Annotated in this window: 10 protein-coding genes and 3 pseudogenes; 10 read left to right on the top strand and 3 right to left on the bottom strand. The window is 57.7% G+C overall.

Translation table 11 applies throughout. The features are described 5' to 3' along the window. Positions 1-25: 25 nt before the first annotated feature. Both NKJ78_RS25325 and NKJ78_RS25320 read left to right on the top strand, forming a co-directional pair. The gene (locus NKJ78_RS25325; protein ID WP_352562722.1) at positions 26-316 is read left to right on the top strand and encodes an exopolysaccharide production repressor protein; all 291 of its coding nucleotides are present in this window, start codon (positions 26-28) and stop codon (positions 314-316) included. Between the two features lie 315 nt (positions 317-631). After that, positions 632-927: pseudogene (locus NKJ78_RS25320) on the top strand (pyridoxal-phosphate dependent enzyme); the annotation flags it as partial. Positions 928-943: 16 nt separating this feature from the next. Here NKJ78_RS25320 and NKJ78_RS25315 read toward each other — a convergent pair. The 3 genes and pseudogenes from NKJ78_RS25315 to NKJ78_RS25305 form a co-directional block, all read right to left on the bottom strand. Beyond that, positions 944-1,313: pseudogene (locus NKJ78_RS25315) on the bottom strand (transposase); the annotation flags it as partial. A 167-nt stretch (positions 1,314-1,480) separates the two neighbouring features. Beyond that, positions 1,481-2,719, bottom strand: a complete 1,239-nt coding sequence (locus NKJ78_RS25310; protein ID WP_352562680.1) for an ATP-grasp domain-containing protein — start codon at positions 2,717-2,719, stop codon at positions 1,481-1,483. Positions 2,720-3,207: 488 nt separating this feature from the next. Beyond that, positions 3,208-3,444: pseudogene (locus tag NKJ78_RS25305) on the bottom strand (transposase); the annotation flags it as partial. Between the two features lie 608 nt (positions 3,445-4,052). On the opposite strand from NKJ78_RS25305, the gene NKJ78_RS25300 reads away from it, so the two are divergent. The 8 genes from NKJ78_RS25300 to NKJ78_RS25265 all read left to right on the top strand — a co-directional run bounded on the left by NKJ78_RS25300 (position 4,053) and on the right by NKJ78_RS25265 (position 12,795). Next, entirely contained in the window at positions 4,053-4,772 is a 720-nt protein-coding gene (locus NKJ78_RS25300) for an SET domain-containing protein-lysine N-methyltransferase (RefSeq protein WP_352562679.1), read from the top strand. Positions 4,773-5,148: 376 nt separating this feature from the next. Next, positions 5,149-6,408 carry a diaminobutyrate--2-oxoglutarate transaminase gene (gene ectB, locus NKJ78_RS25295; RefSeq protein WP_352562678.1) on the top strand — a complete coding sequence of 420 codons (1,260 nt, stop codon included), beginning with the start codon at positions 5,149-5,151 and terminating at the stop codon, positions 6,406-6,408. Continuing rightward, the gene (locus NKJ78_RS25290) at positions 6,398-7,240 is read left to right on the top strand and encodes a 2OG-Fe(II)-dependent halogenase WelO5 family protein (protein ID WP_352562677.1); all 843 of its coding nucleotides are present in this window, start codon (positions 6,398-6,400) and stop codon (positions 7,238-7,240) included. Before ectB ends, NKJ78_RS25290 begins: the two co-directional genes overlap by 11 nt. 124 nt (positions 7,241-7,364) lie before the next feature. After that, a complete protein-coding gene (locus tag NKJ78_RS25285) occupies positions 7,365-8,957 on the top strand; it encodes an ABC transporter substrate-binding protein (RefSeq protein ID WP_352562676.1) in 1,593 nt (530 codons plus the stop codon). Positions 8,958-8,963: 6 nt separating this feature from the next. Continuing rightward, positions 8,964-9,902, top strand: a complete 939-nt coding sequence (locus NKJ78_RS25280) for an ABC transporter permease (RefSeq protein ID WP_352562675.1) — start codon at positions 8,964-8,966, stop codon at positions 9,900-9,902. Between the two features lies 1 nt (position 9,903). After that, on the top strand, positions 9,904-10,785 hold the full coding sequence (locus NKJ78_RS25275; protein ID WP_352562674.1) for an ABC transporter permease: 882 nt from the start codon (positions 9,904-9,906) through the stop codon (positions 10,783-10,785). A 4-nt stretch (positions 10,786-10,789) separates the two neighbouring features. Then, positions 10,790-11,791: an ABC transporter ATP-binding protein gene (locus tag NKJ78_RS25270; RefSeq protein ID WP_352562721.1), complete on the top strand. Its 1,002-nt coding sequence runs from the start codon at positions 10,790-10,792 to the stop codon at positions 11,789-11,791. Beyond that, positions 11,788-12,795: an ABC transporter ATP-binding protein gene (locus NKJ78_RS25265; protein ID WP_352562673.1), complete on the top strand. Its 1,008-nt coding sequence runs from the start codon at positions 11,788-11,790 to the stop codon at positions 12,793-12,795. The genes NKJ78_RS25270 and NKJ78_RS25265 overlap by 4 nt, the downstream gene beginning before the upstream one ends. Positions 12,796-12,905: the final 110 nt, after the last annotated feature.

Here is a 12,905-nt window from a genome sequence, read left to right as displayed (position 1 = left end):
TAGAACCTTCTGTCGCGTCCTGGGGATGGTCCTTTGCAGCACCGTTCTGACCGTCTACTTCGCTTCTCATTCCATCGGCACAGTAGTCCTCACGTCGCTGGCGTGTTCGCTGCTCCTTCAGCTGGCGTATTTCGCAAGCGTGCTCTTTCTGATCTGGCGGTCTGGCCGCGTTAGCCGAGCTGGCCAAAGGGCTGAGCATTTCGACAGTTGCAAGGAAGTAGGGTACGAGCCGCCAGACCTTGATGAGGTGACGCATGAATCTGCAGATTTGCTCCAGCGCGATGAAATGCTGGCCATATCGCTGCTGCTGCCTTGAGGCGACATGACAAGGTCAGTGCTCAAGTTAGCACAACTTTGGGGCAACCATAGACATTGAGCAGACAATAGAAGGAATACTATGGTTGAGCTGGTGACCCGCAATGCGCTCATTTTAGACAATGAGGAGACACAGTTCTTGAATGCCAACCGCATTGGTCTCTCTCAAGCCGGCGTTCGGTTGCGATTCTCAATGCCGAACGAGGCTGGAATAGCGTGGGACTGGCGCCGGACAACGCAGGTGATGCCAAATCAAAGACGCCTCTAGAATGATTGTGAATGGCTAATTCAGCTCCATCGCGTGTGCCGGAGAAAAATGCTGGAAAAGTTCGAGCGTTATCCTCTTACATTTGGACCGACACCCATCGAGAAGCTCGACCGCCTCTCCAAGCATCTTGCGGGCAAGGTGGAAATCTCCGCCAAACCCGAGGACTGCAACTCCGGTCTCGCGTTCGGCGGAAACAAGCTCCGCAAGCTCGAATACATCATCGCCGACGCAATAGCATCAAATGCTGATACGCTCGTCACCGTCGGCGGCGTGCAGTCCAACCACACGCGGATGTCGCGGCAGTCGCCGCCAAGATCGGCATGAAATGTCTCTTGGTTCAGGAGAGGTGAGTACCACATGGAGGCCGGTCTCATCGATAAACACGAGCTTCGCTGGATCGAGATCGAGCTGGCCCTCGAACCAGTCCCGGCGCCGCTTCAGGAAGTCGGGGGGGCTGGCGTGCGCAGACTTTTGAATGTCCAGCGTGGCCGCGAAGCCAAGCGCTCAAGGCGCTGCGGCTGATCCGCACCGACTGCTCGGCGACGAGCCGCTCCCACCTCTTTCAGCGTCAGTCCTTGCGCTCCCCGATGAAGGCTTATGCGCATCGAGGCCGGAGGCGGGGCGGCGGCCCTGCGGGCGTGACGCCAGTTCGCCGATCTTCGCCCGCAGTCCAGCGGATCGCGCTGGACACTCCCACGCCAACCCGCGCCGCCGCTTGCCGCGCCGACATGCCCTCGTCCGAAGTCTTCAAGACCCCGACCGAAGATCCACGCTAGCTAAATGCTCTTCCCATCGTCAACCTCCATCGAGGGCGATGTTGAATCTGCCCAAAAACGCAGCCGTCACATCACAATCGATTCGTCGATCACAGGACGTCTCCAGACTAGCTGATCCTGCCTATTCGCCAACCGTCGGAAAATGCTTGATCGACCAATGGAGTGAATCGACCGCACGTTGGAGTATCTCTTCGACCTGAGTGTGCCAGGGCGAGGTGGCGATAATATGCCCGATCCAGTCCCGGTAATCGCCTTTCCTAACGATCGAGGTCTTAGGTGGAATATAGAATTTTACCTCGGCAACGCCCGGTACAGCAGTTCCTTGACTGCCGTCGGCGATCATATCAAGGATGCCATCGCGATCAGCAACTAGGAACCGCGCGGCCGCAACGTGCGAATGCCTTCTGCGCAAATCGCATTCTTTGCCAGTAGCAATGTTGATATGCTCGGTGACGAGATCGATACCGTAAGCCAGCTGAAGCAGTTGGGGAGTGGGCGCGCCATGAAGTCGCGGATTAACTTCAATGACGACTGGGCCACGCTTCGTCCACCGGAATTCGATGCCGGCCGGCCCCCAGCCAAGCCCAAGAGCTCGCAAACAACTCAGCGAAGCATCGGCGATACGTTCATGCTCGTCATCAGTCAGCGGGGCCGGAATGGTGCACGAACGGCAGACGAAATGCGGGGGAGGGCCGTAGTCAGCGGTCCCAATTCCAATGATCTGATCTCCCATTGTGTCTGCCCAATAGTAAGTACCTTTTGCGAATTCCTCGACCAGCATCCTAGGCGAAGATCGCCATTTGTGCTGCCCACCCAACAAATAGGCCGTATGTTTAGCCAACTCGTCGAGGTCGCGGCACAATCGAACACCCATGCTGCCGCTGCCTACCGCCGGCTTAACAATCACTGGCAATCCGATCTCTGCGGCAGAGCATTCTACGTCCGCCATGTTCGCTGCCAAGCGATAAGCCGGTACCGGAATGCCGGCATCCGAGAGAAGCTGACGTTGGATGAATTTGTCGTGACATTGTTCGACCGATTCGGGGTTCGGTCCCGGTAGATCAAAATGCCGGCAGAGCTTACCAACTGTTGCATAGACGGACTCATCCTCGCCCGAAAAGCCAGCAATGCCAGCAATCTCATACATCTCTCCTAAATGGGAAAATTCACGGATCAGAGCGTCGAGATTGTCCGTATCGACAGCGATTGCCTCCATCGCTTCCGCCGCGAGATAGTCGTACTGAGCAGGATTGGTCGACAAGGTGATTGGATAAAGGCCAAGACGCTTAGCCGCTTCGACGTATAGCAGGCCATTGCCCCTTGAATGACCCTCAAGGAGGATGAATGCTCTTTTGGCCATTGGTTGTGCTCCCGATTTTCGGTGCTGTGCCAAGGTCATGGCACAACTGCATCGGTGCCTGATCTGACACTGGGGGTGAACGTACCCTAGTTAGCGATCTGCAGCCGCAAAGGTTCGGTAAATTCATTTGAAAGTTCTGTTGCAGCCAATGAATTTAACGCAAGGGAGAAGGTTGGCTTGGGGGCATACGAACTGCTCTGCAAGTCAGAGATTTTAAGGGATTCGTACTTCGCCCTGCCGAGACGAGATCGTCCACGTCGGTGCTTCGCTGAACCGAGACTACGCAAGCTGGGACAGCTTGGCCTTCTTGGCGTTGTCGATGCTTTCACTGACGAGAGCATGCGAACGGCGACTCACCAACAGGAAGTCCTACATATTTCAAGATCGTGTCCCGCGGCGTGGTGTAGCTGGCGGCATTAGTCGCCGTGCTCTCCGGCATGGGCCGGGCTGATCAGCGCGCCACGGCTGGCAGGCTGATCAGGGGATCATCGCTCATTCGGGATGCGCAGCTCGACCGTGCCGGCCCGCGTCTGCCAGTCGCGGTCGCGGTAGCCATTGCGCTGAGCGAGCCGCAGCGGGTTCTTCTCGCCATAGCTGGCGCCGGTGGCCGCGCCCACCTCCATTTCCATCAGTCGCTCGGCGGCAAAGCCGATCATCTCCCGCAGCAGATCGGCATCCGGGGTCTTCTCCACGAGCGTGCGCAGGTTCATCATGTCTTCGGTCATCGGTGGTCCTTCCGAAATGGGTTGGCGTCAACAACCAAACCCTACCGGAAAGCGCCGATGACCACCCACACGCCGTTCGCTCGCTACAGCGCTACTAACGGCGCGCTCGTGAGCGGCTTCGCTACCGCCGAGCTACACCACCTGATGGGACACGACCTACTTCAAAATGAACCTGAACGAAACTCTATCCGGCCGCAGAAGACCAAGCTAGGCAGGCAGAGCGCTTCATCCAGACGGAGTTCGCGAATGGGCCTATGCCATCCCTATTCGACTTCAGATCACCCCGCCGCAGAGTCGGTCTGTGCGATGCTGGACCGGGAGCGAGCTGGGGGCGAGCCAGGTCCCACAGCGCCGCCCGGTCGAAAGCTAGTGGTCAAGCTCGCAGCGGAAACGACAAGGTACGACGCCGGCCGAGAACATTGTTAGGCGCCAGTGCCATCGCCGTCGGATACGAGATGGGAGGCTGTTGTGGCACCGGACGCCAGCCGACTTCCGACATTTGTGTCGGGTTTGTCGGGTCCGCCGCATCGTTTGGGCAGCCTTTTCGTGTCATGCGTCGACAAAATTGCTGCTTCAGCTCGTGCCAGCTGAATTGGCACAAATGTTGAATGTTCTTCGTTGCCGAACCGCTCCTCCACCCGCCATCGATAGGGGCTCGACGACCGCAAAAGCTGCTCACGACAAATGCCGCGGGTCCTAACGGCCAGATTGCGGAAAGCTTCGCTACTGTAACTAAATATGTGAAAAGGACAGCCACTATGCCAAATAATAGAATAAAGAAAGGTTATTCTATATTGGAAGATGACGCTGCATGTTCGAGAACACTAAATAAGGAAAGAGTAAAGATCGAGAATACCGGAGTCGAACGAGGGCGAGGCGTCTTTTCTTCCCGTGATTTCCTCCCGGGAGAGACAGTCATGACTGGTCTAATTGACAGATTTGAGGAAGAGAGAACAATATATAGCATTCAGATTGACTGGAACGTCCATGCTACATTCGAGGAGCCCGCTGTCCTTTCGAATCATTCTTGCAATCCAAATCTAGCGATCGTGCCTAACCGATTCGGCGCCTATGATTTCATTGCTATTCACGAAATCGCTGAAGACGTCGAAGTGACCTGGGATTACGCTACCACTGAATTCGATTCGATCGCGGTTCAAGTTTGTCTTTGTTCCTCGAAAAATTGCCGAGGTGCAGCTGGGGGGTTCTCCACGTTGCCTCCTGATCATCCGATGCTCTCGGCAGGGTTTTACGCTCCGTATCTGCAGCGGCCCTCCGGACGCTTTCCGAGGGGGATAGGAATGTTTGGAAGGTTGGTTGGCTCCTAGAGCACGACCTGTGATCAACTGGTCGGTTGTGATGTGACAGCAGCGTTTTTTACTGATTCGACTGCCGTCTGAGGGAGCAGACGCCGGTAGTCGGCGCTTGTCGGACAACTCTAGAGACGAGCTCGTGTAAACGTATTCACCGACCGGGATGCAGTGCAACGTAACTACGCTGGAGATCTCAGAGTAACCTCATCAGCATACGAGCCGGCGCAGGACCGGTCTGAAGTGCAGCTGTGCAGCAGACAAAACGCAGCGCCTAGATCCGCCACAACCAGATTTTCGCTCGGACTGCGTGGTCTTCTTGTGGAATGAAAAACGACCGACCAAAGGCATTAATCGCTCTCTATTGAACGCGACGCTTACACAGGGACCCCAAATGAACACCGACGCTTTTACGGCTCATGAGTCTAACGTTCGTCGCTACGGGCGGTCGTTTCCTGCAGTCTTTAAGAGGGCTCTCGGGGCGACAATCTGGGACGAAGGCGGTAAGCCTCATATCGATTTTCTCGTAGGCTCCGGCGCCCTCAACTACGGACACAACAACCCCAATATCGTTAAACCTGCAGTTGAATATCTCGGTGGCGAGAACATCCTCCTATCTCTTGACATGTATACGGTGGCAAAGCGCGAATTTATTGAAACGTTTGTGGATTCCATCCTGAAGCCTCGGGGGCTTTCGTACAAGATACAGTTTCCTGGGCCGACTGGGACAAATGCTAACGAAGCGGCGCTGGCGCTGGCCCGAAAATATACTGGCCGCTCGAGCGTCATGGCGTTCACAAATGCCTTTCATGGCATGTCGCTTGGGTCTCTGGCGGTTTCAGGTTCGGCATCGACTAGGGAATTGGGCGGTGTTGCTCGCCACGATGTGATCCGTGTCCCCTACGACCAATACCCGAACCAAGATTTCGATTCCGCGACCTACATAGACTTCGTATTGGGCGACCCAGGCAGCGGCATTGAAAAGCCCGCCGCAATCATCCTGGAGACCATCCAGGCAGAAGGCGGCATGAACACTGCATCCGCAGCTTGGCTCATGGAAATTCAGGGCATTTGCCGCAGGCACGGCGTTGTTTTGATCGTCGACGACATCCAAGCGGGCGCAGGACGAACGGGTGAGTTCTTCTCATTTGAGTTCGCGGGCATTGATCCCGATATCATATGCCTTTCAAAGTCTCTCAGCGGATCAGGAAGCCCGTTCTCCATTGTTCTGATTCGGCCCGCCCTGGATGTTTGGAATCCCGGAGAACATAGCGGGACCTTCAGAGGCAACAATCTCGCCTTCGTGACTGCAGGGGCTATGTGCAAAATGTGGTCAGACGGGCAGTTTACTGCTGGTGTCGAGCGAACCGCCGCCAAACTGCAAAGACACCTCGATTACCTCGTTGCGAAATTTCCCAAGTGCATCGAACAAAAGCGCGGCCGGGGTCTGATGGCCGGCCTCAAGTGCCGCTCGCAGGCCGTTGTCGGCCGTGTGCACGATGTCGCGTTCGAAAATGGCCTGCTCATCGAATCTTCAGGACCAAATCGCGACGTCATCAAAGTCCTCCCACCGATAACCATCACCGATGACGAACTCGATCAGGGCATCGCAATCCTTGAGCACGCACTAAAGGAGCAAGCTAATGGAAACTAATCAAGTATCCAAAGCCCCAGCCACCTCGCCAGTTACGATCCGAGAACGAACCGGTTCGATCAGCACTGCGGACATCATCTTAGTTCTGAAGGGTCAGATCACCGCTCTTCACATTAGGCAAGCTTTCAGCACCGAACTGGCCGAGGTGATCACCGCGAACTTCAGCTGCAGTCCCGGTCTGAAGGAGCGCAAGGATGGCGTCCCCGGACAATATGTCGGGGCATCCCACTATAGAAAGGATGCAGCCACATATTTCGCAGAGGCGGAAACTGTGCGACCCTACGTCCACGCCCTTTTTGAGAATCTGGTTGATCCGGTCCGAGCGTTGTTCGACGCGTTGAAGCGCGACCTTAGCAAACAGGGCATTGAATTGCGGCTGGCCCGTTCGGAGCACGGTCAGGCCAATGTTTGTCGCGCTCTAAGTTGGTCTGGCAGCGGCACGTTCTCCTTGGACCCCCACGACGACGTCGCTCAAGTGTTATGTGCTGGCAAGGATTACGAGCTTTCTGCGGTGGCGCACAACACCGTCACAGCACTCAACTTCTATCCCAGCATGCCCGAGGAAGGTGGCAATCTGCGGCTCTGGAGCCACAAGCCGACATCCACCGATCGAAAGTCTCAAGGTGTGGAGACTACGGGTTATCCCTATTCGGCAGCCTATCTCGAGGGCGTCCCTTGTCGCGACTTCCAGCTCAGGGCGGGGGATATCGGCGTGATCGATGGCGGTTTCGTTCACGGAGTCACCGGTCAATCAGGCAACGGAAAGCGTCGCTTGGTGCTTAACAGCTTTTTCGGTTTTGCTCGCCCGGATCTTGTTCTCTGGTGGACCTGACGTTGGATGTCGCAAATTCCGAGCGGCTCCGCCTGGGGTTGAACGTCAATATCTTAGCTAGCGGGTGGGGGTCGGTCCACGGCTTGGATCCGCGCTCGCCTGGGCTAAAGCGAGGGCCGAAGGCATGAGAATCTCTCGACGAGGGCTTGTGAAGACCGGTTTGGCCTTCGGAACGGTGTTGTCAACCCCTTCCATCCTTCGCGGTCAAACATCACCAACCCCCGACAGGGTGGTCCGCATGGTGATGGGTAGCCTCAGTGTGTTCGACCCGGTCCTTTCGACTTCAACCACCACCCTTAATCATGCCTTAGCTGTGTACGACACGCTGTTCGGGGTCGACTCGAACTTTATCCCGCACCCCCAGATGACAGGAAAGTGGGGTGCATCGGGTGATAAGAAGACCTATGCCTTCCAGCTCCGCGATGGTCTGGGGTGGCACGATGGCACCTCTGTTTCGGCGGCAGATTGTGTGGCCTCGATCCGCCGGTGGGGCCAAATTGCCCCAGGCGGGCAGTTGCTACTAGAACGAGCCAAGGACATCTCAATAAAAGATGACAAGACTTTCACAATTACACTCAAGGAACCGCTGGGGGCTCTCATCGATATCATGTGTTTCCAAGGTCCATTTATCATGCGCGAGAGCGACGCCCGTCTCTCTCCAACGGACCAGGTGACCGCAAATATCGGGTCGGGGCCTTTCAAGTTCAATCACGCTCGCGCTAAGCCGGGCGCGAGCTTCACTTACGACCGCAACGGGAAATACGTACCACGTTTCGAGGCGCCCGATGGTCTAGCGGGGGGGAAGATCGCAAAGGTCGATCGTGTCATCTTGGAAATGATCGGAGATCAACAGACTGCTCTCGCTGCTTTACAAGCAGGTGAGGTTGATTTCTTGTCAACGCCGCCGGTGGATCTATTTCCGGTTATCGAGAGCGATCCCAACCTTGAGCTGCAAGTTCTGGATAGGAGCGGGAGCGACATGTTCATACGCATGAACTGTTCCCAAAAGCCATTCGATAACGCGAAGGCGCGCTTAGCGATACTTCATTTGGTCGATCAAGAGGCAATGATGCTCGCTGCTTATGGCGATCCGAAGTACTTCCGCATCGTTACATCGATGTTTGGGAACGGAACGCCGTTTTCCAACGACGAAAATACGGGATGGTTCAGAAATGGCAACAACGAAGATAAGGCAAGGCAACTCTTCAGGGAGGCGGGATATGCGGGCGAGAGAGTTGTCATCCTGCAGCCCACTGACTGGGCAGAGGCGAGCAATGCCTCTCAGTTTTTGGCAGCCACACTACGAAAGGTAGGTGTTAATGCAGAGCTCGCGCCGAGTGACTGGGGGGCGCTTGTCGTCCGTCGCGCGAACAAGGGCTCTATTGAGGACGGTGGCTGGAACATCTTCATAACTATCGAAGCTGAAACAAGTCTCGGCATGGTTGTCACCAGTTGCACTCTGCCCATGAATGGCGAAAAAGGTTGGTTTGGCTGGCCGCAGAACGAAACATATGAAGCTCTTCGCATCAAATGGGCGGAGGTCGAATCGGTTGAGGAGCGCAAGGCACTGGCCCGCCGAATGCAGGCGATATGGTGGGACTATGTTCCCGAGGTTCTGTTAGGCCAAGTTGTAACGCCAATCGCGCGCCGCAAGACGCTTACTGGCCTCATCGGCCTGGCAGACACAGTCCCCATGTGGAACATGCAGAAGGTCTGACGCGCGATGGTCCAAATTCTTCGCAGGCTGGTCTCGGCTATCGCCGTCATGGCGATGGTCGGCGTCTTCGTCTTCCTGCTGCTCAGGCTGGCACCCGGCGACCCTGCGGCGACTATCGCCGGCAGATCGGCCTCGGCGGAGGTGATCGCCGACATCCGCGAGCAGCTGGGCCTGAACGATCCCCTGCCGGTTCAGTTCATACGTTGGGTCCGCGACATGCTCAGCGGCGACTTCGGCACCTCGATCTTTGCGGGACGACCGGTGGTCGAGCTCATCTCGCAGCGGCTTGAGCCGACTCTTTCGCTGTCGATCCTGACGATGATGCTTTCAGTGACGGTCGGGGTCTCTTTTGGCATCCTTGCCGCCTGGAGAAGGGGCGGCCTCGTCGACCGCCTGCTCGCTGCCTTTTCGGCATTTGGTTATTCAGTCCCGGTCTTCGTCATCGGCTATTTCTTTGTCTATTTCTTCGCTATCCAAACACACTGGCTACCAGTCCAGGGATATAAGCCGATCGTTAGCGGCCTCGTGCCTTGGTTCGCGCATCTGGTCCTGCCCACAGTGCCCCTAAGTCTTGGCTATATCGGATTCATCGCGCGGGTTACGCGGGCAAGCATGCTCGAGGTCCTGTCGGAAGACTATATGAGAACGGCCGCTGCCAAAGGCGCTTCATCCTATGCCATGCTTTTCCACCATGCCTTGAGGAATGCCGGGGTCCCCATCCTGACCGTCATCGGCATAAGCTTCGCCTACCTGATCGGCGGGGTTGTCCTCACGGAAACTGTGTTCAACATACCCGGTATCGGACGTCTGGTCGTGGATGCAATCAACAACCGCGACTATCCGATCATCCAAAGTGTGCTCATCCTGACTTCGGGTCTGTACGTTCTTATCAACCTGACGGTCGATCTGGCGTACACGCTGATCGATCCCCGCATCCGGTACTGATATGACGCTCCTCTCCGCACCAGTTGAAGCCCAGCCGATGGGTCGGTTCCACCTATCCGATCTTGCCCGTCTGGCAAGGCGGCATCCGCTCGTCCCTGCAGGCGGCGGCCTGTTGGCGCTCCTCATCATTCTGGCGCTGGCCGCCCCGCTTTACGCCGGCGATCCGGTGAACATAGATCCATTCAAGCGCCTCCAGCCGCCGTCCGCCGAGATGTGGTTCGGGAGCGACAATCTGGGCCGGGATGTGTTTGCGCGAACCATCTTCGGCGCCCGGATCTCCCTCCTGGTCGGGCTGCTGTCGGCAGCAAGCGCGGCCGCGGTCGGGCTCCTGATCGGTGTCATCGCAGGTTACAGCCGCAGCTTCGACAATGTCGTCATGCGGGTCATGGACGGCCTTATGTCGATCCCGACGATTCTGCTGGCGATTGCGCTCATTTCTCTGACAGGATCGGGGATCGGCATCCTCATCGTCGCCATCGCAATCCCTGAGACGCCAGCCGTCGCGCGGCTGGTTCGTTCTGTGGTTCTGGGGGTTCGCGAGCGTCCCTATGTGGAGGCCGCGCTCTGCGGCGGGGCGCGCCTGCCGAAACTGCTGTGGCGACATATCCTGCCGAGCACCGTTCCGGCGCTCATGGTCCAGGGCGCTACCGTCTGCGCCAACGCGATCCTGACGGAGGCGGGGCTGAGCTTCCTCGGCGTCGGCGTGCCGCCCGATATTCCGAGCTGGGGCAACATGATCGCCAGTTCGCGCCTGTATCTCGCCATTGCTCCATTGACGATCTTCGCCCCCGGAATCTGCCTTGCGGTCACAGTCCTTGCCGTTAACCTGCTCGGGGACGGCCTGCGCGACTTGTTCGATCCCCGCGCCAAGCAGAGGCGCTAACATGATGCATCAAACTGTAGGGAACGACTTGCTTCTCGACGTGCGAAACCTCGAAACGCATTTCTTTGGCGAAGAAAGCGTCACTCGTGCCCTCGGCGGCATCAGCTTCCAGGTGAAGAAAGGCGAGACGCTGGGCGTCGTAGGCGAATCCGGATGCGGGAAGAGCGTCACCGCCCTTTCGATCCTTCGCCTGCTGCCGAAGCAGACCGCCAGGACCGTCGGCGGCGAGGTTCGCTTCCAGGGACGCGACCTGCTTGAGCTGTCCGATCGAGAGATGCGACAGATCCGTGGCGACCAGATCGCCATGATCTTCCAGGAGCCGATGACGAGCCTGAATCCGGTCTATACGGTCGGCCACCAGATCGCCGAGGCGGTGCAGATCCACACGAAAGCGTCCCGTTCGGCGGCCATGAAGAAAGCTGAAGAGATGCTCCGTCTCGTCCGCATCGCGGACCCCGAGCGTCGCGTCAGCAACTATCCTCATGAAATGTCGGGCGGCATGCGCCAGCGCGCCATGATCGCCATGGCCCTGGCCTGCTCGCCGGAACTGTTGATCGCTGACGAGCCGACGACCGCGCTTGACGTCACCATCCAAGCACAGATCTTGCAGCTGATCGTAGATCTCAAAGAGCGCACGGGAGCGGCCGTCATGTTGATCACTCATGATGTAGGAGTTGTAGCCGAAGCGTGCCAACGGGTGATCGTTATGTATGCCGGCCGGATCGTAGAGCAAGCGAGCGTGATAGATTTGTTTGCGCGTCCAGCGCATCCCTACACTCAGGGCCTCCTGCGCTCGGTGCCTGATCGGCGGCGAGGCCGTCAGCGCCGCCTTCCAGAAATTGCCGGCATCGTGCCATGTTTGCGCGAACCTATTGTCGGCTGCAGTTTTGCCCCTCGCTGCCCCTTTGCGATAAACATTTGCCGCGAGAAGACACCCGCTCTGCGCGATGTCGGCTCAGGCCACACCGCAGCTTGCTGGCGCGCCGAAGAGGTGATGGGCGCATGAACTTTCCTCTCCTGCAAGTCGACAATCTGACCAAGCATTATCCGCTCGCTGCTGGATTTCTGAAGAAGACCATTCCGGTGATCAGGGCGGTGGAGGATGTTTCCTTTTCAGTCGAGGCGGGCGAGACGCTTTGCATCGTCGGCGAATCCGGTTGCGGCAAATCCACCGTGGCGCGGCTCCTGATGCGACTAACGGAGCCAACGGCTGGACGCGTGCTAATCGAGGGCACCGACATTGCTGGTCTTAAGAAGGGCTCGCTTCGCGCCTGGCGCCGACGAATGCAGATGGTCTTCCAGGACCCTTACTCCTCGCTGAATCCACGCCTTAGCGCCGAAAGGATCATCACCGAACCCGTGGAGAATTTCGAGCGCCTCAGCCGCAAGGAACGTCGAACGTTTGCCGCGGACCTGCTCCATAAGGTCGGCATGTCGCCTGAGATGATGGACAGGCTTCCGTCCGAGTTGTCAGGAGGGCAACGGCAACGGCTCGGCATTGCGCGGGCGCTTGCTCTCCAGCCCTCGCTCATCATTGCTGACGAAGCTGTGTCAGCTCTTGACGTCTCCGTGCAGGCGCAGATTTTGAATCTGCTTCTGGATCTCCAGCAGCAGATGGGCATCGCGTACGTCTTCATCTCCCATGACCTCGGCGTGGTCGAGCATATCGGCCACCGCGTGGCTGTGATGTATCTCGGGCGGATCGTCGAGCTCGCCCCATGCGAGGCGCTCTTCGCCAAGCCGATCCACCCGTACACCGAGGCGCTGATCGCCGCGGCACCTGTGCCCGATCCCACGCAGGTTCGGCTCCAGGCTGCCGTCGAGGGCGAGGTGCCAAGTCCGAGCAACCCGCCGGGTGGGTGTGCGTTCCATCCGCGTTGCCTGCGCGCAGTCGAACATTGCCGAATTTCCGTGCCGTCTTTGGTGCAGATAGCAAACGGGCGCGAAGTGGCTTGCCACACGCGCCCACCTGCGGGGGCAGCTTTGCGCGTGGGGCGCAGTATGGGCTGACTGCGTGGCGACCACCAGAGCGGGAGAGCATACACAAGCACATGGACGAAGGAAGGGGCGCCAGCCGGTCGGCATGGACACTCACCATTTTCCGGATATTGCCAAGTGCG

The sequence above is a fragment of the Mesorhizobium sp. M0037 genome (assembly GCF_040323635.1).
In the GTDB taxonomy this organism is placed as follows: domain Bacteria; phylum Pseudomonadota; class Alphaproteobacteria; order Rhizobiales; family Rhizobiaceae; genus Mesorhizobium.
The sequence above is the reverse complement of the archived record's forward strand: the minus strand, read 5'-3'. Positions and strand labels throughout refer to the sequence as shown.